The sequence below is a fragment of the Paracoccus sp. MC1854 genome, assembly GCF_014164635.1.
Taxonomy (GTDB): domain Bacteria; phylum Pseudomonadota; class Alphaproteobacteria; order Rhodobacterales; family Rhodobacteraceae; genus Paracoccus.
In genome coordinates, this window is the sequence record NZ_JACJFU010000013.1 from 32865 (window position 1) to 55334 (window position 22470).

General features: G+C 69.2%; 22 protein-coding genes. 5 read left to right on the top strand and 17 right to left on the bottom strand.

The window, feature by feature from the left end; genetic code table 11:
* Positions 1–24 precede the first annotated feature (24 nt).
* The 14 genes from H5395_RS11440 to H5395_RS11505 form a co-directional block, all read right to left on the bottom strand.
* Positions 25–696: a FadR/GntR family transcriptional regulator gene (locus H5395_RS11440; protein ID WP_182792710.1), complete on the bottom strand. Its 672-nt coding sequence runs from the start codon at positions 694–696 to the stop codon at positions 25–27.
* The gene (locus tag H5395_RS11445) at positions 683–1513 is read right to left on the bottom strand and encodes a sulfite exporter TauE/SafE family protein (RefSeq protein WP_182792711.1); all 831 of its coding nucleotides are present in this window, start codon (positions 1511–1513) and stop codon (positions 683–685) included. Before H5395_RS11445 ends, H5395_RS11440 begins: the two co-directional genes overlap by 14 nt.
* A gap of 39 nt (positions 1514–1552) precedes the next feature.
* Positions 1553–3340 carry a gamma-glutamyltransferase family protein gene (locus tag H5395_RS11450; protein WP_182792712.1) on the bottom strand — a complete coding sequence of 596 codons (1788 nt, stop codon included), beginning with the start codon at positions 3338–3340 and terminating at the stop codon, positions 1553–1555.
* A gap of 22 nt (positions 3341–3362) precedes the next feature.
* A complete protein-coding gene (locus tag H5395_RS11455) occupies positions 3363–4241 on the bottom strand; it encodes an ABC transporter permease (RefSeq protein ID WP_182792713.1) in 879 nt (292 codons plus the stop codon).
* The gene (locus H5395_RS11460) at positions 4241–5185 is read right to left on the bottom strand and encodes an ABC transporter permease (RefSeq protein ID WP_182792714.1); all 945 of its coding nucleotides are present in this window, start codon (positions 5183–5185) and stop codon (positions 4241–4243) included. The genes H5395_RS11455 and H5395_RS11460 overlap by 1 nt, the downstream gene beginning before the upstream one ends.
* A gap of 69 nt (positions 5186–5254) precedes the next feature.
* Entirely contained in the window at positions 5255–6760 is a 1506-nt protein-coding gene (locus tag H5395_RS11465) for an ABC transporter substrate-binding protein (protein ID WP_182792715.1), read from the bottom strand.
* Positions 6761–6764: 4 nt separating this feature from the next.
* A complete protein-coding gene (locus H5395_RS11470) occupies positions 6765–7862 on the bottom strand; it encodes an ABC transporter ATP-binding protein (RefSeq protein ID WP_182792716.1) in 1098 nt (365 codons plus the stop codon).
* The gene (locus tag H5395_RS11475) at positions 7859–8803 is read right to left on the bottom strand and encodes an ABC transporter ATP-binding protein (protein WP_370576447.1); all 945 of its coding nucleotides are present in this window, start codon (positions 8801–8803) and stop codon (positions 7859–7861) included. Before H5395_RS11475 ends, H5395_RS11470 begins: the two co-directional genes overlap by 4 nt.
* Before the next feature lie 223 nt (positions 8804–9026).
* Positions 9027–10718 (bottom strand): iron ABC transporter permease, encoded by a 1692-nt coding sequence (locus H5395_RS11480; protein ID WP_182792718.1) that lies wholly within the window; start codon positions 10716–10718, stop codon positions 9027–9029.
* A gap of 43 nt (positions 10719–10761) precedes the next feature.
* A complete protein-coding gene (locus tag H5395_RS11485; RefSeq protein WP_220495000.1) occupies positions 10762–11742 on the bottom strand; it encodes an ABC transporter substrate-binding protein in 981 nt (326 codons plus the stop codon).
* Between the two features lie 33 nt (positions 11743–11775).
* Positions 11776–12315: a histidine phosphatase family protein gene (locus H5395_RS11490; RefSeq protein WP_182792719.1), complete on the bottom strand. Its 540-nt coding sequence runs from the start codon at positions 12313–12315 to the stop codon at positions 11776–11778.
* Positions 12309–13385 carry an MBL fold metallo-hydrolase gene (locus tag H5395_RS11495; protein ID WP_182792720.1) on the bottom strand — a complete coding sequence of 359 codons (1077 nt, stop codon included), beginning with the start codon at positions 13383–13385 and terminating at the stop codon, positions 12309–12311. The genes H5395_RS11490 and H5395_RS11495 overlap by 7 nt, the downstream gene beginning before the upstream one ends.
* Positions 13385–14479 (bottom strand): ABC transporter ATP-binding protein, encoded by a 1095-nt coding sequence (locus H5395_RS11500; RefSeq protein WP_182792721.1) that lies wholly within the window; start codon positions 14477–14479, stop codon positions 13385–13387. Before H5395_RS11500 ends, H5395_RS11495 begins: the two co-directional genes overlap by 1 nt.
* An 80-nt stretch (positions 14480–14559) precedes the next feature.
* Entirely contained in the window at positions 14560–15570 is a 1011-nt protein-coding gene (locus H5395_RS11505; RefSeq protein WP_182792722.1) for a LacI family DNA-binding transcriptional regulator, read from the bottom strand.
* 171 nt (positions 15571–15741) lie between these two features.
* On the opposite strand from H5395_RS11505, the gene H5395_RS11510 reads away from it, so the two are divergent.
* From H5395_RS11510 to H5395_RS11530, 5 genes are read left to right on the top strand one after another with little or no spacing between them, the layout of a single operon-like run.
* Positions 15742–16791 (top strand): sugar ABC transporter substrate-binding protein, encoded by a 1050-nt coding sequence (locus H5395_RS11510; protein WP_182792723.1) that lies wholly within the window; start codon positions 15742–15744, stop codon positions 16789–16791.
* 55 nt (positions 16792–16846) lie between these two features.
* Positions 16847–17638 carry an ATP-binding cassette domain-containing protein gene (locus H5395_RS11515; protein WP_182792724.1) on the top strand — a complete coding sequence of 264 codons (792 nt, stop codon included), beginning with the start codon at positions 16847–16849 and terminating at the stop codon, positions 17636–17638.
* 1 nt (position 17639) lies between these two features.
* Positions 17640–18881: a sugar ABC transporter permease gene (locus tag H5395_RS11520; RefSeq protein WP_182792725.1), complete on the top strand. Its 1242-nt coding sequence runs from the start codon at positions 17640–17642 to the stop codon at positions 18879–18881.
* Positions 18882–18893: 12 nt separating this feature from the next.
* Entirely contained in the window at positions 18894–19622 is a 729-nt protein-coding gene (locus H5395_RS11525; protein WP_182792726.1) for an SDR family oxidoreductase, read from the top strand.
* A gap of 11 nt (positions 19623–19633) precedes the next feature.
* A complete protein-coding gene (locus H5395_RS11530; RefSeq protein WP_182792727.1) occupies positions 19634–21244 on the top strand; it encodes an FGGY-family carbohydrate kinase in 1611 nt (536 codons plus the stop codon).
* Between the two features lie 238 nt (positions 21245–21482).
* On the opposite strand, the gene H5395_RS11535 is transcribed toward H5395_RS11530, so the two are convergent.
* Genes H5395_RS11535 through H5395_RS11545 form a run of 3 tightly spaced genes read right to left on the bottom strand, consistent with a single transcriptional unit; the run spans position 21483 to position 22298 of the window.
* Positions 21483–21764, bottom strand: a complete 282-nt coding sequence (locus H5395_RS11535) for a hypothetical protein (RefSeq protein ID WP_182792728.1) — start codon at positions 21762–21764, stop codon at positions 21483–21485.
* A 23-nt stretch (positions 21765–21787) separates the two neighbouring features.
* Positions 21788–21988 (bottom strand): hypothetical protein, encoded by a 201-nt coding sequence (locus tag H5395_RS11540; protein WP_182792729.1) that lies wholly within the window; start codon positions 21986–21988, stop codon positions 21788–21790.
* A gap of 13 nt (positions 21989–22001) precedes the next feature.
* Positions 22002–22298, bottom strand: a complete 297-nt coding sequence (locus tag H5395_RS11545) for a hypothetical protein (RefSeq protein WP_182792730.1) — start codon at positions 22296–22298, stop codon at positions 22002–22004.
* Between the last annotated feature and the right edge of the window lie 172 nt (positions 22299–22470).

Consider the following 22470-nt stretch of genomic DNA (forward strand, 5'->3'; position numbering starts at 1 on the left):
CCTGCCGCCCGCCGCAGGGCCGGGTCATCTTTTCCGCCGGATTCCGTGTTCGATGCTGAGAAGGTGGCGTTCCATCGCCGCGGCGGCGCCGGTGCTGTCATTGGCGGCGATGCGGTCTGCCAGGGCCGCATGCTGACGGCCGAGGTCGCGGATGCGGGCGGCGTCCAGCCGGTCGCCCCGCCAGGCGGCCCAGTCGGATTGCTCGCGGATGCTGCGGATCTGGTCGTAGACGCGCAGGAACAGCGGGTTGCGCGCCAGTTCGGCAATGCGGAAGTGGAAGATCGCGTCGGCGATCTCGTAGCCCTCGGGCGTCCGCGCGGTCAGCGTGTTGGCCATCAGGTCGCGCAGGGCGCGGGCGTCCTCGGGGGTGGCGCGCTCGGCGGCAAGGGCGGCCAGCGCGGGCTCCACCTCCATCCGCACCTCCATCACGTCGGCGGGGGTGACGCTGCGGACCAGCGCCCCGAGGCCGCCGGGCACCGGGGGCGGCAGGGTGAAGGTGCCCTGCCCGTGGCGGCGGAACAGCAACCCGTCGCCTTCCAGCACCGCCAGCGCCCGCCGCAGCCGGGTGCGGCCGACGCCGAAGCGAGCGGCCAGTTCGCGTTCGGGCGGCAGGCGGCCGCCCTCGTCGGCGATGCGGGGCAGTTCGGCCCGCAGTCTGTCCTCGAGCGAGAGGGTTTCTGCCTCAGGCGCCGGCAAGGTCGATCCACATCCTGATCGAGGTCAGCAGCAGGAAGATCCCGAAGGCCATCCGCAGCTTGCGCCGGTCGATGCTGTGGGCCAGCCGCACGCCATAGCCCGCCATCCAGGTGGACAGCGGGATGATGACGGCGGCCAGATACAGGTTCACGTAGCCCAAGGACAGCGGCGGCAGCCCGTCCTGCCCCAGCCCGGTCAGCGCGTAGATGATGGCGCCGGGCAGGCCGATGACGAAGCCGATGGCGGCCGAGGTGCCGACCGCGCGGCGGATGTCATAGCCCAAGAAATTCAGCAGTGGCACGCAGACGGTCCCGCCCCCGATCCCCATCATGGCCGAGACCGCGCCCGCGAAGACGCCGAAGCCCGCCCAGGCGGCAGCGGGGAAGCTGCGCGGCTCGACGTCCTGCGAGGGCTTGCGCAGGATCATGTCACCGGCCACGAACAGCGCGATGGTGGCGAAGACCGCGACCAGCACCCAGCCCGAGACATAGCCGCCGACGACCGAGCCCAGCACCACGCCCAGGACGATCCACGGCACCCAGCGCCGCAGCAGCGCGGTGTCGATGGCCCCGCGCCTGTGATGCCCGATCCCCGAGGAGAGCGAGGTGAAGACGATGGTGGAGAGCGACGTGCCCACCGCCACCTGCATCGTCAGCGCCGGGTCCATCCCGGTCAGCGACAGCGCGAAATACAGCGCCGGGACGATCACAATTCCGCCCCCCACGCCCAGGAGCCCGGCGATGATGCCGCCAAAGGCCCCTGCGGCGAGGGCGATCAGGGTCAACTGGACCAGCGCCTCGGTCGTCATGCCCAGCATCGCGTCCTCCGCCGGGCCGTTCCGGTTGCCTGCGTCATGTCAGCGCCCCACCGCATAGGCCTGCATCAGCCGCGGCGTCGCGGCGGCGCGCAGGAGGCCGTCCGGCTCGCGCAGGGCCGCGGTCAGCCGGCCCACGGCCCAGGGTTCCGTGACCTCGATGATGTGGCCCCGCCCGCGCAGGTCCGCGATCACCGCCTCGCCGAAGGCCGGCTCCATCAGCATCCGCGCGGGTTCGGCCTTCCTCGGGTAGAACGAGCCCTGGAAATGCAGCGAATGGAACAGCGGCCGGTCCATGTTGGCCTGCAGGTTGCCGCCGTGATGGACGAAGCGCAAAAACCAGATCAACTGCCACTGGTCCTGCTGGTCGCCCCCCGGCGTGCCGAAGGCCAGCCAGCGGTCGCCGTTCCGCGCCATGGACGGCGTCAAGGTCGTCCTTGGCCGCGAGCCGGGGCGCAGGCCCGAGGGCACGCCTTCCTCAAGCCAGAACATCTGCGCACGGCTGTTCAGCGGGAAGCCAAGGCCGGGGATGACCGGAGAGCTTTGCAGCCACCCGCCCGAGGGCGTGGCCGAGACCATGTTGCCCCAGCGGTCGATCACGTCCAGGTGCACGGTGTCGCCGCGCTTCTCGGTCAGATGCGCCATGGTCGGCTCGACGCTGACGGCGCGGCCCACGCCGAAGTCGCGGAAGGCGCGGGCGATGGCGGCCTCGGCCAGATGCTCGTGGCCCGGCACCCGTCCGGGGCGCTGCTCGGTCGAGGCCTGTGCGCCGATCAGCTTGCGGCGTTCGGCGGCGTAATCCTCGGACAGCAGCACGTCCATCGGGATGTCCGAGAAGTCGGGGTCGCCGTAATAGGCCTCGCGGTCGGCATAGGCGAGCTTCATCGCCTCGGTGACGGTATGCACGAACTCGGCGCCGACCGGGTCCATCGCGGCGATGTCGATGCCGCGCAGGATCGCCAAGGCCTGCAGCAGCACCGGCCCCTGACCCCATGGCCCGGTCTTGTAGACGGTCCAGCCGTGGTAATCGAGCGACAGCGGTTCCTCGGTTCGCGCCCGCCAGCCCGACAGGTCCTCGCGCGCCAGCAGGGCGCGGTGACGCTGGCCGGTCACGTCAGCGACCTCGGCGGTGTCCACGAAACCGGCGATGGCCTCGGCCACGAAGCCGTCCGACCAGATGGCGCGGGCGGCCTCGATCTGGCCCAGGCGGTCGTCGGATGCGGCCTCAGCCTCGTCCACGATGCGCTGCCAGGTGGCGGCAAGGTCAGGGTTGCGGAAGATGCCGCCCGGTTCGGGCGCCTCGCCGCCGGGCATGAAGACGGCGGCGGAACTGGGCCATTCGTCACGCAAAAAGGCGTCGATGCCCTTGATGGTGTTGGCGACGCGCGGCAGCACCGGATGGCCCTCGCCGGCGTAGAATATCGCGGGCTCCATCACCTCGCGCAGGGTCAGGCTGCCGCCCTCGGCCAGCAACTTCATCCAGCCGTCGAAGGCGCCCGGCACGACGGTCGCCAGCAGCCCCGACCCGGGGATCAGCGTCAGGCCAAGTTCGCGCATCGCCGCGATGGTCGCGGCTTTGGGCGCGGGCCCCTGGGCGCAGATCACCTGCGGCTCACCGTCAGCCTTGCGCCAGATCACCGGCAGGTCGCCCGCCGGGCCGTTCAGATGCGGCTCGACCACCTGCAGCACCAGCCCCGTCGCCACCGCCGCGTCGATGGCGTTGCCGCCGCGTTCCAAGACGCCCATGCCCGCGGCCGAGGCGATCCAGTGGGTCGAGGCCACGGTGCCGAAGGTGCCCCGGATCTCGGGCCGGGTGGTGAAGTCGCTCATTGTCAGTCCCTTTGGTTCTTTGTCATTCGCGGGGGTCGAGCGCGTCGCGCAACCCGTCGCCCAGAAGGTTGAAGCCCAGCACGACCAGGAAGATCGCGAGGCCCGGCCACAGCGCCAGCCACGGCGCCTGCGCCATGAAGTTCTTGGCCGTGTTCAGCATCGACCCCCACGACGGCGCGGGCGGCTGCTGGCCGAGGCCAAGGAAGGACAGCGAGGCTTCCGCGATGATCGCGGCGGCGACCGTCAGCGTGGCCTGAACGAGGATGGGGGGCATGGCATTGGGCAGGATATAGCGGGTCAGGATGCGGCGCGTGGACAGCCCGATGGCATGGGCGCCCTCGACGTAATCCTCGGCCCGGATGTTGATGACCTGCCCCCGCGTCAGGCGCACGAAGATCGGCATGGCTGAAATCCCGATGGCGATCATCGCATTGGTAAGGCTCGGCCCCAGGAAGGCGGCCAGCGCGATGGCGAGGATCAGGAAGGGCACCGCCAGCAGCGCCTCGGTGCAGCGCGAGATGATGGCGTCGGTCCAGCCGCCGAAATAGCCCGCCAGCACGCCCAACGGCACGCCCAGAAGGATCGCGATGCCGACCGAGACGATGCCCGCCAGCACCGAGGCCCGCGCCCCCCAGATCATGCGCGACAGGACGTCGCGGCCGATCTCGTCGGTGCCCAGCGGATGGGCGGCGCTGGGCGCCTGCCGCACGGCGGCCCAGTCCGTCGCGGCCGGGTCGGGGATCGGCAGCAGCGGCGCCAGCAGGGCGATCAGCAGGAACGCCCCCACGATGACCGCGCCCAGGATCGCGCTGCGATGGGTGCGGAACTTGCGCCAGCTTCGCCGCGCGGGGGTGTCGATGACCGGCGCGACGGTGCGCGCTTCGATGGCCTCGTTCGCCATCACGCGGCCCTCAGGCGGGGGTTCAGAAGGATATACAGCATGTCGGCCACAAGGTTCATCAGGATGAAGCCCACCGCCGTCACCATCACCACGCCCTGCACGACGGCGTAGTCACGGGTGAAGACGGCATCGACCACCAGCTTGCCGAAGCCGGGGATGGTGAAGATCTGTTCCGTCAGCACCGCGCCCGCGATCAGTTCGCCGAACAGCAGCGCGGTCAGGGTGACGATGGGGGTCAGGGCGTTGCGGAAGGCGTGGCGCATGACGACGCGGCGTTCCGGCACGCCCTTGGCACGGGCGGTGCGGACATAGTCCTGCTTCAGCACCCCCAGCATGGACGACCGCGTATGCCGCATCAGCGCGCCCGCAAGGCCCGTGCCCAGCACGAAGGCGGGCATGATCATGGTGCGCATGGACTGTACGAAGTCCTCGGTCGGCGGCACATAGCCCGAGGCGGGCAGAAGCTGCCAGCGCACCGAGACCAGCATGATCAGCAGGATGCCCAGCCAGAAGTTCGGCACCGACATGCCCGACAGCGCCACCATGTTCGCGGCATAGTCGGTCAGCGTGCCCTTGCGGACGGCCGAGACTATACCCGCAGGGATGCCGATGACCAGCGCGATCAGCATCGCCATCACGCCAAGCTGCAGTGTCACCGGCAGCTTCTGCAGGATCAGTTCCGTCACCGGCTGGCCGGTCCTGAGCGACATTCCCAAGTCGCCCTGCAGCGCCGCCGTCAGCCAGTTGAAATATTGCACCGGCAGCGGGTCGTTCAGGCCCAACTGCTCGCGAATGGCGGCCAGCGCGATGGGGTCGCGTTCTTCGCCCGCCATCGCCAGCACCGGGTCGCCCGGCAGCAGTTTCTGCAGCGCGAAGACGAAGACCGAGATCAGCAGGATCGTCGGGATGGCGGTCAGCACGCGCCGCAGGAAAAGGTTGAGCATGGGCCGAAGGCTCCGGCAATCAGGGGGGTGGACGCGGCCCGAAGGCCGCGCCCCGGATCACGGGTGCGGTCAGTCCGCGTCGGACACGTTCTGCAGGCGGATCATGCCGTCGGGATAGGGCCGGAAGCCCTCGACGCCCGCATCCACGCCATAAAGCCACGCCTGGTAGTAGAGGTAGCTCACCGGCAGGTCCTGCTGCAGGATCGCCTGCGCCGCGTCATAGCGTTCCTTGCGCTGCGCCGGGTCGGTGATGGTGCGGGCCTCGTTCAGCAGCCGGTCCACTTCCGCGTTGGAATAATGCCCGTCGTTGAAGCCCGCGCCGGTGGTGACGAACTGGTGCAGGTTGCCGTCCGGGTCGATCCGGCCCGACCAGCCCTTGGCATGGGACTGGAAGTTGCCTTCGGCCCCGTCCGAGACCAGCGTGGCGTATTCCTTGGCGACGATGCTGATGTTGAAGCCCGCTTCGGCCGCCATCGCCTGGATCATCTGGGCGATCTGCTGGTTCTCGGGGCGGTTCGCGACCTGCAGCTCGACCGTCAGGGGCGTGGTCACGCCGGCCTCGGCCAGCAGCGCCCTGGCCCGTTCCACGTCACGCTCGGGCGCGGCGAAGGCCTCGTTGTAATAAGGGCTGTCCGGCGGGAAAGGCTGGCCCGCGGGCGGGAAGGCGCCCTGGAAGACCACCTGGCTGATCGCGTTGCGGTCGATCGACAGGTTCAGCGCCTGCCGGATGCGGGCGTCCTGTCCCAGCGGGTTCTGGGCCTGCGGGCCGTTGGCGATGTTGAAGTAGATGCCCTGATAGCCCAGCCCCGTGACCTGTTCCACCCGCAGGTTGCCGTTGCCCTGCACGGCCGGGATGTCGGTCGCGGCCAACTGGTTGATCATGTCGAGGTCCCCGGACTGCAGGTTCGCCAGCCGCACGGTCGAATCCGGGATCGGCAGGTAGACCACGCTGTCCAGTCTGACCGCATCGGCATCCCAGTAGTCGGCGAAGCGTTCCAGCGTGATGCGGTCCTGCGCCACGCGGCTGACGAACCTGAATGGCCCGGCGCAGGCAGGGGCGCTGGCGAAGTCCTTGCCATCCGCGAAGGCCGCGGGCGACATCATCATCCCCGCGCGGTCGGCAAGCTGCGCCATCACGGTCGCGTCCGGCGCCGAAAGGTTCAGCCGCACCTCGGTGGGAGAGATCACCTCGACCGACTCGACGGACGCGAGTTCCGACTTGCGGACGCTGTCCTCTAGGGTCTTCGACCGCTCGATGTTGGCCTTGACGGCTTCGGCGTTGAAATCGGTGCCGTCGTGGAACTTGACGCCTTCGCGCAGGGTGAAGGTGATCGAAAGCCCGTCCTCGGCCTGCGTCCAAGCGGTGGCAAGCTGCGGGACAAGTTCCAGCTTCTCGTTCACGTCCACCAGCTTGTCGCACATGGCGGTGAAGACGATCCGCCCCACGAACAGGCGCGAGCGGTCGGGGTCCAGCGCGTCGGGGTCGTTCTCAAGCCCGATCCGCAGTTCGGCCGCCCCGGCGGCGACCGTAGTGGACAGCAGAAGCGCCGCGATCAGCGAAACTCTGGTGGTCATGTTCTTACTCCCCTGTTGTCGTTGCAGTCTCGGCCCGCGCCACGGCACGGCGGTAAAGGGCGATGCGTTCGGCGGCAGGGCCGTCCTCGTCACGCGGGGCGGGCGGCGCGAAGGGGTTTTCCGCCGCGATCTCGCGCCAGAAATGGCAGGCGACGGGATGGCCGTCGCCCGTGTCGTCCAGCAGCTCCGGCACATCGACGCGGCAGCGGTCCTGCACATAGGGGCAGCGAGTGTGAAAGCGGCAGCCGGGCGGGGGCGCGGCGGGCGAAGGGATCTCGCCGCCGATCGCCTCGGCGGGGCGGGACAGGCCCGGCACGGGTTCGGGGATCGCCGCCAGCAGCGCGCGGGTATAGGGATGGCGCGGCTGCGAGAACATCGCATCGGTGTCCCCCACCTCGACCAGCGTGCCGAGATACATCACCGCCACCCGGTTCGACATGTGCCGGATCACCGCCAGGTCATGGGCGATGACGATCAGCGTCAGTCCCAGGGCCTCGCGCAGGTCGGCCAGCAGATTCACCACCTGCGCCTGCACGGACACGTCCAGCGCGCTGACCGGCTCGTCCCCGATCACCAGCGTGGGCCGCGAGGCAAGCGCGCGGGCGATCCCGATCCGCTGGCGCTGGCCGCCGGAAAACTCGTGCGGATAGCGGCCCATGTGCTCGGGGCGCAGGCCGACCTGTTTCAGCAGTTCCGCCACCCGCTCGCGCCGCTGGGCCGCGGTCATCTGCGGGAAATGGGTTTCCAGCGGCTCGCCGATCAGGGTGCCGACGCTGGCGCGCGGGTTCAGGGACGAGAAGGGGTCCTGGAAGATGAACTGCACATCGCGGCGCAGGTCCTTCAGCGCCTTGCCCGACAGTCCCGCAATCTCGCGCCCCTCAAAGGTGACGCTGCCCGCCGTCGGTTCCAGCAGCCGTGCCAGCAGGCGCGCGAGGGTGGACTTGCCGGACCCGGATTCGCCGACGATGGCGAAGGTCTCGCCCCGGTGGATGTCCAGCGAGACGCCGTCCACCGCGCGGACCGGCGGCGGCTTGCGGAACAGCGACCCGGTGCCTTGGAAATGCCGCGTCAGGCCGCGGGCCGAAAGGATCACGTCGCTCATGCGGCGGCCCCGAAGCTTTGTTCCAGCGGCGCGAAGTGGCAGGCGGCGCGATGGCCGCCCGTGATCTCGCGCAAGGGCGGCTGTTCGGCGCATTTCGGCTGCACAAAGGGGCAGCGGGTCGAAAAGCGGCAGCCCTGCGGCATCTCGGCGGGCGAGGGCACCGTGCCCGGCACAGTGGCCAGCCGCCTGCGCGGCCCGGTCAGCGAGGGGATCGAGCCGAGAAGCCCGATGGTATAGGGATGCTGGGGATCGTTGAATATCTGCTCGACCGTGCCGGTTTCCGCGATCCGCCCCGCATACATGACGGCGACCCGGTGGGCGACCTGCGCCACGACGCCCAGGTCATGGGTGATGAACACCACCGCCATCCCCCGGTCCCGCTGCAGCCGCGAGATCAGGTCCAGGATCTGCGCCTGGATGGTCACGTCCAGCGCGGTCGTCGGTTCGTCCGCGATCAGCAGCGCCGGTTCATTCACCAGCGCCATGGCGATCATCACTCGTTGGCGCATCCCGCCGGACAGTTCGTGCGGATACTGGCGCATGCGGCGTTCGGGGGCCGAGATGCCCACCTTGCGCATGATGTCCAGCGCCCGCGTTTCGGCTTGGGCCTCGGATACGTCGCGGTGGCACAGCACGGCTTCCGCGATCTGGTCGCCGATGCGGAAGACCGGATTCAGCGAGGTCATCGGTTCCTGGAAGATCATCGCCATGCGGTCGCCGCGCATCCCCGCAAGGCTTTGCGGGCGGGACAAGTCCAGCGCCTGACCGTCGAACTCGGCCCGGCCCTCGATCTTCAGGCCCTTGGCCGAAAGCAGGCCCATGACCGCCAGCGAGGTCACGCTTTTCCCGCTGCCGGATTCGCCGACGATGGCCAGCGTCTCGCCCGGCGCGACGGCAAGATCGACGCCGGCGATGACCTCGGTTCCGGTGCCGAAATCCACGCGAAGGTCCTGCACCTTCAGCAGGGGCGCGCGGTTCGCCTGTTTCGCTTCAAGGGATGGGGGCAAACCAATATCCGAACCATGTTGAAAGTGGTTCAGTTATTCAGCCCGCCCATGAGCCTGTCAACCGTGCAGGTCGGTCATTTCATTCCGCAGTGCAGCATGACAGCCGCCCTGCCCATGCGGGCAGCAGCGTGATCAGGCCGCAGACGGCAAGGGAACCTCAGCGAGGGGACGTGGTTCGGCCCGGCTGGTCCTGCGCCACCCGCCACGGCAGGGCGCCGGGCGGCAGCCTGCGGCCCAGGCGGTCGGCGGCCATCACCAGCATCGCCACGGCGGCCAGCGCAAGGACCGACAGCGCCGCCGCCGCGGTCGAGTTGCCTTCGTATTGCAGCGAAAAGATCTGCACGCCGATGGTCTCGTTGCCCGCCGACCACAGCAGCGCCGAAAGAGTCAGTTCGTTGATGGCCGTCATGAAGATGACCAGCGCCCCGGCCGCCATCGCGGGCAGCGCCGCCGGGACCGCGATGCCCAGCATCCGGCGCAGGGGCGGGACGCCATGGATGCGCGCGGCTTCGTCCAGCGCGGGGTCCGAGGCGGAAAGCGCGGCCTCGACCGGGCGCAGCGCCAGGGGCAGGAAGCGGCCGAGATAGGCGATCAGCAATATCGCGCCGGTGCCGTAGATCGAAACGCCCAGCAGCGGCAGCGGGCGCAGATAGGCAAGGATCATCGCCAGCGCCAGCACCGTGCCCGGCACCACATGGGCGGGTTCCGCAAGCCAGCTCAGCACCCGCGCCAGCGGGTTGCGGGCGGTCAGCGACAGCCAGGCAATCGGCAGCGCGACCACGGCCGAGACGAGGCCCGCGGCCCCTGCGAGCATGAAGGAATTGGCAAAGGCCCGCCGGATCGCGGGATTGGCAAGAACCGCCTCGAAGTTCCGCAGGGTGGCGGTGCCAAGGCCGAAGGGCACGCCCAGCGCCGGCACCAGCGCCGTGGTCGCCAGCGCGACGATCGGCAGGACCGACAGCGCCACCAGCACCGCCCAGACCGCCGCCGTCAGCGGCCAGTGCCAGCGGCCCCGTTCGAAGCCGGTGAAGCTGCGCCCGGCGGGAACCGGCACTGCCGTCCAGCGCAGCACCAGTTGCCGCAGGATCAGCGCCGCCGCCGCCAGCGCCACCAGCACCAGCGCCATGGCCGCGACCGAGCCGATCACGCCGGGGCCGAAGCCGTTCAGCCGCTGGTAGATCAGCGTCGTCAGCACCGGGAACCGCCCCGGTATCCCCAGCAGCGCCGGCACGCCGAAATTGCCCACGGCGGCGGCAAAGGCCAGCACCGACCCGGCGGCGACCGAAGGCAGCGTCAAGGGCAGCACGATCCGGCGCAGGATGCGGGCGGGTCCCGCGCCGCCGATCCGCGCGGCCTCGATCAGATCCAGCGGCAGGCCCGCGAGCCTTGCGCGGACGGCGATGAAGACCAGCGGCATATGCTCGATCCCCATCAGCCAGGCCACGCCCGCGCCGGAATAAAGCGGATTGCGCGATCCGGGCGCCGGCGCCAGCCCCAGCGCGCCCAGGACGGCCGAGCCGCTGCCCATCAGCTCGATCCAGGCCAGCGCCATGATCTGCGACGGGATCAGCAGCGGCGACAGCGCAAGGAAGCCGAGCAGCGCCTGCCCCGGCAGGCGCAGCAGCCCCGTCGCCAGCGCCAGCGCCGTGCCCAGGGCCGCCGAGATCACCACCGACCCGCCGGACGAGGCCAGCGTGTTCCCCAGCGCCCGCCCGAAGGCGCGGCCCGACAGGGTTTCGCGCAGCAGCCCGAGGGGTTCGCCGGTTTCACCCGGACCCAGGGCCAGTGCGAACAGCCGGATCAGCGGCCACAGCCCGGTGACAAGGACGAAGCAGGCGACAAGGGCCACGATCCACAGACCGCGGGCCCGGCGCCTGTGCAGGCTGCGGATGTCAGCCGCCGAAAAGCTCAGCGAACTGTTCCTTGTTGGCCTGGTCGTCGGCCATCAGCGCCGCCGCATCCAGCGGCAGGATGTTCAGCGTGGCAGGGTCGGGATAGCCCTCGGGCGGGGCGACGCCGGCGATGATCGGGAAATAGCCCTGCGTGACCGACTGTTCCTGCGCGGCGCGCGACAGTTGCCAGTCCACGAAAGCCCTGGCGGCCTCGACGTTGTCGCTGTCCTTCAGGATCGCGACCGGCTGGGTGATCGAGCTGACGCCCTGATCCGGCCAGACGAAATCGACGGGCGAGCCGTCCTTCTTCGCATTCATCGCCATGTATTCGATGATGATGCCGTAGGCCTTCTCGCCGCGCGCGACGGCCTCGATCACGGTGCCGTTGCCCTGTCCGGCGACCGCGCCCGCGTCGGCCAGCGCCTCGTAATAGCCCCAGCCGAACTCGGGCTGCTGGACCATGGTGCCGACATGGATCGTCGCGGCGCCGGAATAAAGCGGGCTGGGCATGATCAGCGAGCCCGCCACGTCCGGCGCCCTGAGGTCGTCCCAGCCCTGCGGCGGCGCCTGCACCATGCCGGTGTTGTATACGATGCCGGTGGTGATCAGCTTGGTGCCGAAGAAGGTCCGGTCGGGGTCGATGACCGATTCCGGGATGCCCTCGATCGGCGCGTCGGGATGGGCCAGCAGGCGGTTGTCCTGCTTCAGTTGCGTCATCGCCACGGCGTCGGCGATCAGCAGCACGTCGGCGGGGGTGGACCCGGCGGTGAACTCGGCCTGCAGCTTGGACATGAGTTCCGTCGTGCCGGTGCGGAAGATCTCGACCTCGACGTCGGGATAGTCCTTGTTGAAGGCCTCGACGACCATCGCCATCTGGTCCTGCGGCTGCGAGGTATAGACGGTGATCGTGCCCGAGGGCGCGGCAAGGGCCGGCGCCCCAAGCGCGATCAGCCCGAGGGCGGCGAAATGCATCTTTGTCATGGACAGGTCCTGTGGCCGGTTTGCGGCGCCTCTTTAGGCGCGGGGTTTGAAGAATTCGTGACAGATCCATTGCGGCGGCGTCCAGAGCCGGATTTCGCCGTTGCCCATCCGCCGGTGCGGGGCCGTCGTCAGGGCCGCATGGATTTCGCGGTCGGTGCCGGAATGGGCGACGATCAGCACTGGCTGGCCCGGGTCGATGGCGGCAAGGGCCGCGCGGATGCGGTCGCGGAAACCGGCGGGCGATTCGCCGCCCGGCGGGGTCTGGTCGCGCCGCAGGATGGCGCGAGGCCGGCCCTCCCATTCGCCCCAGTTCCGTTCGGCAAGGCCTTCGGCCACAACCACGGGGGCGCGGGTGGTCGCGGCCATGGCCTCGGCGGTCTGGCAGGCGCGCAGCAGGGGCGAGGTGATGATGCGGGCAATCCCGCATCCCGCCAGCGCCACAGCCGCCTGCCGCGCCTGTTCATGGCCGCGCGGCGTCAGGGGCAGGTCGGTGCTGCCGCAGATCACGTCGGCGGCATTGGCCCCGGTTTCGCCGTGGCGCATGAACAGGAACTCGCCGGGGCGGATCACCATGCGATGCGCCCGTTGCCGGTCCAGCGGATGCCGGGAAAGGCGGCCGCGACCGCATGGCGGCTTTCGGGCAGCGCGAAAGCCGCAAGCGCCTGGGCGGGACGGACCTGCGCCAGCGCGGCGGAAAGCGTCGCGCGGTCGGGATGCACGTTCCAGCCCATCCGTCGGGCGCAGCCATCCGCCACCCAGCCCTCGGCGGGCGAGCCCTGCGCCAGATGCCCCGTGAAGATCACCGGCACCCCCGCTGCGATCGCGCGCGGCCCCAGTATTCGCGCCGCGCCGCTGCCGCAGTTCGGTCCCGCCGCGATCATGATGCCGTCCAGCGGACCCTGCGGATCAAGGGGAAGGCCGTGGTGCAGCAATCGTTCGAGCGCCTTTGCGCCCGAGGGGCCGAGCCAATCCCCAAACCCTTGCAGCGTCTGAGCCGTTCGGCACGTCTGGTCGCAAAATCGGACCGTCAGGCCCGCCTCAAGGCAGGCAAGCGCCAGTTCCGGCCCCCGCCCGTCGGCTGGGGCGGGCAGCAGGCAGGGGCCGCGTCCGATGACGTCCAGCAGCGCCGGGAGCTGCGCATCCAGCGTCTCGGCCCGCAGGCCATAGGAACAGTCAAGCACCGCCACTGTCGCGAGTGGCATCGGATCAGCCGGGAACAGCCGCGACGGGGCGGCGAAATCGCCGGAATACAGCATCCCCTCTGTTCCGCCGATCCGTATCCAGACCGCGCCAGGCGCATGGCCCGCGCGCCCGCTTTCCACCCGCACCCCGGCCACCATGCCGTCGCGGGGAAGGTCGCGGGCATCTTGCAGGTGCGGGTCCGGTGCCAGCGCCCGCACCGGCGCGGTGGCATGGATTGGCGGGCAGCCCAGCCGCTCGGCCATCCCCAACGCGCCGGTGTGATCGCCATGTCCGTGCGAGATCAGAACTGCATCGACCGGACCCACGCCGTCCAGATCGGGGCACCGGCCCGCGTCAGGTCCCCGGCCCAAATCCAGCAGCAACCGGCGCCCGCCGATGTCCAGCAGGAAGCAGGCCGGTCCCTTCGCGTCGAAGCCGCCCAGGGCACGAAGCTCGGACATCAGGCAGGTTCGGTGGCCGGGACGGGGGCGGGCAGGGACATGGCGTGCTCGCCCGAGTGGCGCGGCAGGACCCAGCCGCCGTGAATGGCAAGGCCGATCCGCTCGCCGGTCTCTGCCCGCCGGTCCAGCCGCAGGGACAGGTGTTCGGCCTCGGGCAGGTCGTCCAGCAGCACATCTGCCACGAAGAAGCCGTCCTCGAAGCGGGTGGCGGCGATCCGCGCCGGCAGGCCGCCCGGCGCCACCGCAAGGTCGCGGGCGTGCAGGCAGAGCCACGCCGGCCCTGGCGGCGCCTGCCCCGGCAGGGTGATCCGGTGCGGGCCGATCGCGACCTCGCACCGGCTGGCGGCGCTGGCGGTCACCGTCACCGGCAGGGTGCGGCCGTAGCCGATGAAGCGCGCGACCATCTCGCTGCGGGGACGGTCGTAAAGCTCCTGCGGGCTGCCCAGTTGTTCCAGCCGGCCGGCCTGCATCACGCCCACGAGGCTTGCGACGGCCATGGCCTCGTTCTGGTCATGGGTGACGAAGACCATGGTGCAGCCGGTCGCGGCATGGATGCGGCGGAACTCGGCCAGCATGGACTGGCGCAGGTGCGCGTCAAGGTTCGCCAGCGATTCGTCCAGCAGCAGGATGCGCGGCCGCGCGGCAAGGCTGCGAGCCAGCGCCACCCGCTGGCGCTGCCCGCCTGACAACTCGTGCGGCTTTCGCCCGTCCAGGCCCTGCAGGCCGGTGGTGGCCAGCGCCTCGCGGATGCGGGCGTCCCGTTCGGGCCGGGGCAGGCGGTTGAGGCCGAAGCCGATGTTGCCGGCGACGGTCATGTGCGGCCACAGCGCATAGGACTGGAAGACCATGCCCAGCCCCCGCGCCTCGGGTTCGACAAAGCGCCCCGGCCCGGCGGTCAGCTCCCCGCCCAGCCAGAGGCTGCCGGCATCGGGGCGTTCCAGCCCCGCGATCAGCCGCAGAAGCGTGGATTTCCCGCAACCCGAGGGCCCGAGCAGGGCGGTGAAGCTGCCTTCGGGCAGGCACGCCGACAGGCCGTCCACGGCGCGGGTGCCGCCGAAGCGGCGGGAAAGGTCCTGAAAGCGGATTTCGGTCATTCGGCCCTGATAGGCATTGATCGTGACGGTTTTCTGTCAACGGTCAGGGCCGAGGGCAAGGTTCCCCTCCGCGCCACGCTTCAGGCCCTTGCGCGGAAGCGGCAGGGGATCTCGATCCGGGGGGCGCCTTCCGGCGGGGACTCGATCAGGTCGAAGACCCTGGACAGCATGGCGCCCACGTCCTGCTGCATCATGCCCACGTTCTGCGGCAGGAAGGCCGCGAAAGGGTCCCAGTCGAAGCAGCCGAAGCGCAGCAGCGGCATGGCCGGCTGCCCGTGCAGCCAGCGGACCACGCCTTCCAGCGCGATGGTCGAGTTGACGAAAACGCCGCTGCCGTCGGGGATCCGCAGTTCGTTCATCGCGGCAAGGGTCTTGTCGGCGGAATAGCCGCGCATCAGGCAGTGTCCGGCGGGCACCCGCAGGTTTGCCTCGTCATGGGCGGCCATGAAGCCGCGCAGGCGTTCGCGCGTGTTGTTGTCCTGCGCCCGACCGCCGACGAAATAAAGCGGCGCCTGCGCCCCGGAATCCGCCCGCAGCCGCGCCAGGATTGCCCGGGTCAGGTCCAGCGCCCCGGTGAAGTTGTCGGACACCACCGAGGGCGCGCGCGTTCCCGGCAAGTCAAGGTTGATCGCCCGCAGGCCCGTGGGGCCGCAAAGCTCGGCGATCCGGTCGGGTTCGGTCGCACCGGTCACCACCAGCCATTCGGCCTGATAGGACATCATGGCGCGGGCGGCCTCGATCTCAAGCTCAGGCTCGCGCCGGGTGCAGGTGATGACGGGAAAAAGGCCGCGTTCCCGCGCCATCGTCTCGAACTGTTCGGCGATCGCGCCGAAATAGCGGTTGTCGTATTTCGGGATGATCATGCCGATGATGCGCGAGCGGTCCCGGCGCAGCAGACTGGCCTGCAGGTTGACGGCATAGCCCTGTTCGGCGGCGATGCGGCTGATCCGCTCGGCCAGACGGGCGCTGATGCGGCGCTTCTTCCAGGTCCCGTTCAGGACCGAGCTGACGGCGCTGGCGCTGGTCCCCGCGATCCGCGCGATGTCGTAGATCGTGGGCCGCCTGGCGGTGGTCTCATTGTCGTCGGCCATGTCCCCGCCAGATGAGGTGAGGCAGTGAACCTGCCCTTAGAGGAATCTTGACAGGATAGCAGGGTGACGCAATTTAGCTACATCGATTGAGCAGGGATGCTGTATCGGTGGCGCACGAACATCGGCCTGCATCACGGACAGGCGGCGCCTGACATGTGGAGGAGACGGATCATGATGTCGAAACTTTCGCTTGCAGCCGCCCCGGTTGTCGCGGCGGCGCTTTTGGGCGGTGCGGCGATGGCGCAGGAAGCCGCGACGGTCGCCTTTCTGATGCCCGATCAGGCATCCACCCGCTACGAGGAACACGACTTTCCCGGCTTTCAGGCCGCGATGAAGGAACTCTGCCCCGACTGCACGGTGATCTACCAGAACGCCAACGCGGACGTGTCGCTGCAGCAGCAGCAGTTCAACTCGGTCGTCACCCAGGGCGCGAAGATCGTCGTTCTCGATCCGGTGGACTCGGCGGCCGCGGCAGGCCTTGTACAGATGGCGCAATCGCAGGGCGTGAAGATCATCGCCTATGACCGCCCGATCCCGGACGTGCCGGCCGACTACTACGTCTCCTTCGACAACAAGGGCATCGGCCAGGCCATCGCGCAGTCGCTGGTCGATCACATGAAGGCCCAGGGCGTGCCGGAGGGCGCGGGCGTGCTGCAGATCAACGGCTCGCCCACCGATGCGGCGGCGGGGCTGATCCGCGACGGGATCGACGCGGCGCTGGATGCCTCGGGCTATCAGACGCTGGCGGAATACGACACGCCCGACTGGGCGCCGCCCAGGGCACAGGAATTCACCGCAGGTCAGATCAACCGCTTTGGCGCCGACATCAAGGGGATCGTCGCCGCCAACGACGGCACCGCAGGTGGCGCCATCGCCGCGCTGAAGGCCGCGGGCGTCGATCCGCTGCCGCCCGTGACCGGCAACGACGCCACCATCGCGGCGCTGCAACTGATCATCGCGGGCGACCAGTACAACACCATCTCGAAGCCTTCGGAAATCGTGGCCGAGGCCGCCGCCAATATCGTCGCGACCTTCCTGAAGGGAGAGACGCCCGAGGCGAAGACCACGCTCTACGACACCCCGTCCGAGTTGTTCGTCCCGGCGGTGGTCACGCGCGAGAACATCAAGGCCGAGATCTTCGACAAGGGCATCCAGACCCCCGAGGAAGTCTGCACCGCCGAATATGCCGATCCCTGCCGCGAACTGGGCATCCTGCAGTAAGATGACAAAGGCGCGCGCCCCGGCGGCGCGCGTCCTTCAAGGGAAGGAACCGCAGATGGCCGAAAGCCCCCGATCCGCCGAACCGATCCTGAAGCTGCGCGGCGTGTCCAAGCAGTTCGGCGCCGTGCAGGCGCTGGCCGACATCGAACTGGACATTCACGCGGGCGAGGTCGTGGCCCTGGTCGGCGACAACGGCGCGGGCAAGTCCACGCTGGTCAAGGTGCTGGCGGGCGTCCACCAGCCGACTGCCGGCACGGTCGAGTTCATGGGAAAGCCCGTGACGCTGGACAGCCCCGGAAAGGCGCTGGAAATGGGCATCGCCACCGTCTTTCAGGACCTGTCCTTGTGCGAGAACCTGGATGTCGTCTCCAACCTGTTCCTCGGCCACGAGATTTCCCCATGGCGGCTGGACGAGGTGCAGATGGAGGTCCGCGCCTGGACCCTGCTGCGCGAGCTTGCCGCCCGCATCCCTTCGGTCCGCGAGCCTGTGGCCTCGCTGTCGGGCGGCCAGCGCCAGACCGTCGCCATTGCGCGCTCGCTTCTGCTGGACCCCAAGGTCATCATGCTGGACGAGCCGACCGCTGCACTGGGCGTGGCGCAGACCGCCGAGGTGCTGAACCTGATCGAGCGGGTCCGCGACCGCGGCCTCGGCGTCATCCTGATTTCCCACAACATGGAGGACGTGCGCGCCGTCGCCGACCGCATCGTCGTCCTGCGGCTGGGCCGCAACAACGGCATCTTCACGGCCGAGTCCTCGAATGCCGAGCTGGTCTCGGCCATCACGGGGGCCACCGAGAACGCCGTCTCGCGCCGGCAGGCGCGCAAGCTCGAAGAAACGGGGGCCTGACATGACCGAGCCACAAGCCGCGCTGGACCGATCCGACAGCCGTGTCCGCCATGACGAAGGGATCAGCGGCGCCGTCCGGGGCTTTATCGACCGGGTGCGGTCGGGCGACCTGGGGATGCTGCCGGTCATCCTCGGCCTGATCCTGATCGGCACCGTCTTCTGGTCGCTGAACCCGGTGTTTCTGGCGCCCAACAACCTCGCGAACCTCTTGTTCGACGCGGCGGCAGTGGGCTGCATCTCGCTGGGGGTCGTCTGCGTGCTGATGCTGGGCGAGATCGACCTGTCCGTGGGGTCGATGAGCGGACTGGCATCCGCCATCCTCGGCGTCATCTGGGTCAAGATGGGGCTGCCGGTGGCGCTGGCGATCCTTGTGGCGCTGGCCTCGGGCGCCTTCATGGGCTTCGTCTATGCGACGCTGTTGAACCGCTTCGGGATGCCCAGCTTCGTGTCGACCCTCTCGGGGCTGCTGGCGATGCTGGGCCTGCAGCTTTACCTGCTGGGCTCGACCGGCTCGATCAACCTTCCTTACGCCTCGCCGCTGGTGCGCTTCGGCCAGATCCACGTCATGCCCGCATGGTTCAGCTATCTGCTGGCGGTGGTGCCGGGGGCGGTGATCCTGTGGCTGGGCCTCGACCGGATGCGGCGCCGGCGGGCGGTCAACCTGTCCAACCCCGGCGGCCTGTCAGTCCTGCTGGCGCAGGCGGGCATCCTGACGGTGATCCTGCTGGGGGCCGTTTATTACCTGAACCAGGGCCGGGGCATCCCGTGGATGTTCGGGCTGTTCGTGCTGCTGGTCGTCATCATGAACTATGCCCTGACGCGCACGAAATGGGGCCGCGCCATGTTCGCGGTCGGCGGCAACCGCGAGGCCGCGCGGCGGTCGGGCATTAACGTGAACCGCATCCGAATCTCGGCCTTCATGCTGTGTTCCACTCTGGCGGCGCTGGGGGGCATCCTCGCGGCCTCGCGGCTTGCGTCGTCCAGCCAGCAGGCGGGGACGGGGGACGTGAATCTCAACGCCATCGCGGCGGCGGTGATCGGGGGGACGTCTCTGTTCGGAGGGCGCGGCTCGGCCTGGTCGGCGCTGCTGGGGATCATCGTGATCCAGTCGATCTCGAACGGGCTGACGCTGCTGAACCTCAGTTCGTCACTGCGCTATATGATCACCGGCGCGGTCCTGGCCATTGCGGTGATCGTCGATTCGCTGGCGCGGCAGTCGCGCGCGAGCCACGGCCGCGCTTGAGAAGGACATACCATGGCTGAGCAACTGTCAGGCAAGGTCGCGGCCGTTACCGGCGCCGCGTCCGGGATCGGACTGGAATGCGCCCGCACCATGCTGGCCGAAGGCGCCGAGGTCGTGCTGATCGACCGCGCCGCCGATCGGCTCGAGGCGCTGTGCCGTGAACTCGGACCCAAGGCGCATCCGCTGGTCGTGGACTTGCTGGATGGCCCGCAGGTGGACAGGATCGCCACAGGGATCGAGGAACTGGCCGGCCCCGTGGACATCTTCCACGCCAATGCCGGCGCCTATATCGGCGGCCCCGCAGCCGAGGGCGACCCGGACGCCTGGGACCGGATGCTGAACCTCAACATCAACGCGGCCTTCCGCAGCGTCCGCGCGGTCCTGCCCGGCATGATCGAGCGAAAGACCGGCGACGTGATCTTCACCTCGTCCGTCGCCGGCGTCGTGCCGGTGGTGTGGGAGCCGATCTACACCGCATCGAAATTCGCGGTGCAGGCCTTCCTGCACGCGACCCGTCGGCAAGTGGCGCCGCACGGCGTCCGCATGGGCGCGGTGCTGCCTGGGCCCGTCGTCACGGCGCTGCTGGACGACTGGCCCAAGGCCAAGATGGAGGAGGCGCTGGCCAACGGTTCACTGATGCAGCCGAAGGAGGTGGCCGACGCGGTGCTGTTCATGCTGACGCGGCCGCGGGGCGTGGTGATCCGCGACCTCGTGATCCTGCCCAACAGCGTCGATCTGTGACGAGGGACGCCATGACAAGCGACGGACCGTTCTTCCTTGGCGTCGATGTCGGCACCGGCAGCGCCCGCGCCGGGCTGTTCGACGCCACAGGCCAGATGGTCGCCAGCGCGAAACGTGACATCAGGATGTGGCGAGATGGCGCCGACATCGCCGAGCAGTCGAGCGAGGACATCTGGGCCGCCGTCTGCGCCGCGACCCGCGAGGTGGTGGCGGGGATCGACCCGGCGCAGGTCGCGGGCATCGGCTTCGACGCGACCTGCTCGCTGGTCGTCTTGGGCGAGGGCGGGCGTCCGCTGACCGTCAGCGCCTCGGGCGACGCGGCGCGCAACATCATCGTCTGGATGGACCACCGCGCCGTGGGTCAGTCCGAGCGGATCAACGCCCTGGGCCATGCGGTCCTGCGCTATGTCGGCGACGTGATCTCGCCCGAGATGGAGACGCCGAAGCTGCTGTGGCTGCGCGAGAACCTGCCCGAGAGTTACGCACAGGCATGGCAGTTCTTCGACCTCGCCGATTACCTCGGCTGGCGGGCGACGGATGACCTTGCGCGGTCCAGTTGCACCGTCACCTGCAAATGGACCTATCTCGCCCACGAGGACCGCTGGGACCCGGATTACTTCCGCAGCATCGGGCTGGAGGATCTGGCCGAGGACGGCTTTGCCCGCATCGGCCAGAGGATCGTCGCGCCGGGAACACCGCTGGGGTCGGGGCTGACCGAGGCAGCGGCGGCCGATCTGGGCCTGCGGGCGGGGATTCCGGTCGGCGCGGGGCTGATCGACGCCCATGCGGGCGGAATCGGGACCGTGGGGATGCAGGGTTCGCCCGAAAGCAACCTCGCCTATGTCTTCGGCACCTCCTCCTGCACCATGACGACGACGCGCGAGCCGGTCTTCGTCCCGGGCGTCTGGGGACCTTACTATCAGGCGATGGTCCCGGGGATGTGGCTGAACGAGGGCGGCCAGTCCGCCGCCGGCGCCGCGATCGAGCAGCTTCTCGCCTTCCACCCTGCCGCGCCTCAGGCCGCCGCCGAGGCCAATGCCGCAGGCCAGCCGCTGCCGGTCTGGCTGGCCGAACAGGCTGCCCGCAAGGCAGGCGACCTTTCCGCCGCGGTGACGCTGGCCGAGGGGCTGCATGTCGTGCCCGAGTTCCTCGGCAACCGCGCCCCCTTCGCCGACCCCCATGCCCGCGCCATCATCGCGGGACTGGGGATCGAGCGGGATCTGGACAGCCTTGTGTCGCTCTACATCGCGGGGCTTTGCGGCATCGCCTATGGGTTGCGCCAGATCATTGAAACGCAGGACAAGGCCGGTGCGTCGGTGGATCGTGTCGTCATCTCGGGCGGGGCGGGACAGCTTGACCTCGTGCGCCAGTTGCTCGCGGACGGCTCGGGCAAGCCGGTTCTGTCCAGCATGGCGCCCGAGCCGGTGCTGCTGGGCTCGGCCATCATCGGCGCGGTGGCCGCCGGTCATTTCGCGACGGTGCCCGAGGCGATGGCGGCCATGTCGCGGCCTGCGGAAGAATACCGCCCCAATGCGGAAGCCGCGACCCTGCACGATGCCCGCTACCGCAGCTTCCGCGCGCTGCAATCGGCGCTGCGCGACAGCCGCGCTGGCAGGGCATAAGGCCGGTATCCAGCATTCACGTCCGCCTTGCGGCCATCAGGCTGCACTGCGGTCGTGGTCTGGGAATCTGTCGCCTTGATGGGCGCGGACATGGCAGTGTCATTCAGATGATCTGAACCTTGCCGCAGTTTGGGTGCGGCAGGCAGCAGGCCTTCACGATCAGCCTGAAGCCGCCAACCGGGCGGATCATGCCGCCTGACGCGGACCATGCGCAAATGGGAAGTATCGCCCGCCGGGGTCAGCCGTTCTCCTGCTCCTGATCCTCGGGGTGTCCGCCGCGCTTGTTGTGGCGTTCCTGGTTCTCGCCCCGCACCGCCGGATCGCCGTCATCGCTCGCCAGAGGCGTCGGGTCGCGGGGCAGGTCGGTCTCGGTGATGCGGTCGCGCACCTCCTTCGAGGCGTTCAGGTAAGGCCGCGGATCGAAGTCCTTGTCCGCATTGCTGGTGTCCACGCGCCCTTCGATGATCTGGCGCTGCTGCTGGTGGGTCTTGTCGCCTTGCTGGGTCTTGTCGGCGCTCATCGCGGTCTCCTTTCGGTTGACGGCTATTTGTTCTCGCGTCCCCGCTGGTCTGGGTCGATGCCGCCCTGGGGCGTGGTGTCGTTCATCACGTCGCCCTCGAAGGTGTTCTCGCCCTCAAGATCGCGGTCCGCGCCGGTGGCGCCCTTGGAACTGCCGATGCCCGGATCGCGCTTGAGGTCAGCGTCAGAGGGCTCGGTGGTCTTGGGATACTTGTTGCTGCTCATCTGCTGGTCTCCCTTATTGGGCGGTGCCACGGTCCGTAGGCTGCTCGCCCCCCTCGGGACGCTCGTCCGCGAGCTTCTCGCGGTCGATGTCATCGGGGTCCTGCGCGCCCACATGCTCGTGCCCCTGCTCGTTCTTGACGTGGCGGGAATCGAGCCCGCGCTGCTCGGAATGGCGCGAGGTGTCGCGGTTCGACAGCACCTCGGTCGGCAGCGGGGTATCCGGTTCGACCGGGCTCAGGCCCCCCGAGCCGTCGCCCTTGCCCTGGTCCTGTTGGCCTGCCCCGAATTTCTTGCTGCTTGCGTTTGCCATCGGCTTTTCCTTTCCGTTGGGCCGCATCGTCGCGGCGGTCCCTGTCTAAACGGATGGGGGCGGGCGATGTTCCCGGAAAACCCTGCAAGGCCCGCAGTGGCAACCTTCGGTATTGCAACCTAGGCGCGGTCTTCGCAGGATGGCCGGGCGAGAAAGCGGGCCTTCCGGCCCG

Excerpts from the sequence above, each read along its gene's own strand:
- H5395_RS11535 (WP_182792728.1), bottom strand. The coding sequence starts at position 21,764 with ATGAGCGCCGACAAGACCCAGCAAGGCGACAAGACCCACCAGCAGCAG.
- H5395_RS11530 (WP_182792727.1), top strand. The coding sequence starts at position 19,634 with ATGACAAGCGACGGACCGTTCTTCCTTGGCGTCGATGTCGGCACCGGC.
- H5395_RS11460 (WP_182792714.1), bottom strand. The coding sequence starts at position 5,185 with ATGCTCAACCTTTTCCTGCGGCGCGTGCTGACCGCCATCCCGACGATC.
- H5395_RS11510 (WP_182792723.1), top strand. The coding sequence starts at position 15,742 with ATGATGTCGAAACTTTCGCTTGCAGCCGCCCCGGTTGTCGCGGCGGCG.
- H5395_RS11500 (WP_182792721.1), bottom strand. The coding sequence starts at position 14,479 with ATGACCGAAATCCGCTTTCAGGACCTTTCCCGCCGCTTCGGCGGCACC.
- H5395_RS11505 (WP_182792722.1), bottom strand. The coding sequence starts at position 15,570 with ATGGCCGACGACAATGAGACCACCGCCAGGCGGCCCACGATCTACGAC.
- H5395_RS11525 (WP_182792726.1), top strand. The coding sequence starts at position 18,894 with ATGGCTGAGCAACTGTCAGGCAAGGTCGCGGCCGTTACCGGCGCCGCG.
- H5395_RS11450 (WP_182792712.1), bottom strand. The coding sequence starts at position 3,340 with ATGAGCGACTTCACCACCCGGCCCGAGATCCGGGGCACCTTCGGCACC.
- H5395_RS11515 (WP_182792724.1), top strand. The coding sequence starts at position 16,847 with ATGGCCGAAAGCCCCCGATCCGCCGAACCGATCCTGAAGCTGCGCGGC.
- H5395_RS11490 (WP_182792719.1), bottom strand. The coding sequence starts at position 12,315 with ATGGTGATCCGCCCCGGCGAGTTCCTGTTCATGCGCCACGGCGAAACC.
- H5395_RS11495 (WP_182792720.1), bottom strand. The coding sequence starts at position 13,385 with ATGTCCGAGCTTCGTGCCCTGGGCGGCTTCGACGCGAAGGGACCGGCC.
- H5395_RS11455 (WP_182792713.1), bottom strand. The coding sequence starts at position 4,241 with ATGGCGAACGAGGCCATCGAAGCGCGCACCGTCGCGCCGGTCATCGAC.
- H5395_RS11520 (WP_182792725.1), top strand. The coding sequence starts at position 17,640 with ATGACCGAGCCACAAGCCGCGCTGGACCGATCCGACAGCCGTGTCCGC.
- H5395_RS11545 (WP_182792730.1), bottom strand. The coding sequence starts at position 22,298 with ATGGCAAACGCAAGCAGCAAGAAATTCGGGGCAGGCCAACAGGACCAG.
- H5395_RS11445 (WP_182792711.1), bottom strand. The coding sequence starts at position 1,513 with ATGCTGGGCATGACGACCGAGGCGCTGGTCCAGTTGACCCTGATCGCC.
- H5395_RS11540 (WP_182792729.1), bottom strand. The coding sequence starts at position 21,988 with ATGAGCAGCAACAAGTATCCCAAGACCACCGAGCCCTCTGACGCTGAC.
- H5395_RS11485 (WP_220495000.1), bottom strand. The coding sequence starts at position 11,742 with ATGACAAAGATGCATTTCGCCGCCCTCGGGCTGATCGCGCTTGGGGCG.
- H5395_RS11465 (WP_182792715.1), bottom strand. The coding sequence starts at position 6,760 with ATGACCACCAGAGTTTCGCTGATCGCGGCGCTTCTGCTGTCCACTACG.
- H5395_RS11470 (WP_182792716.1), bottom strand. The coding sequence starts at position 7,862 with ATGAGCGACGTGATCCTTTCGGCCCGCGGCCTGACGCGGCATTTCCAA.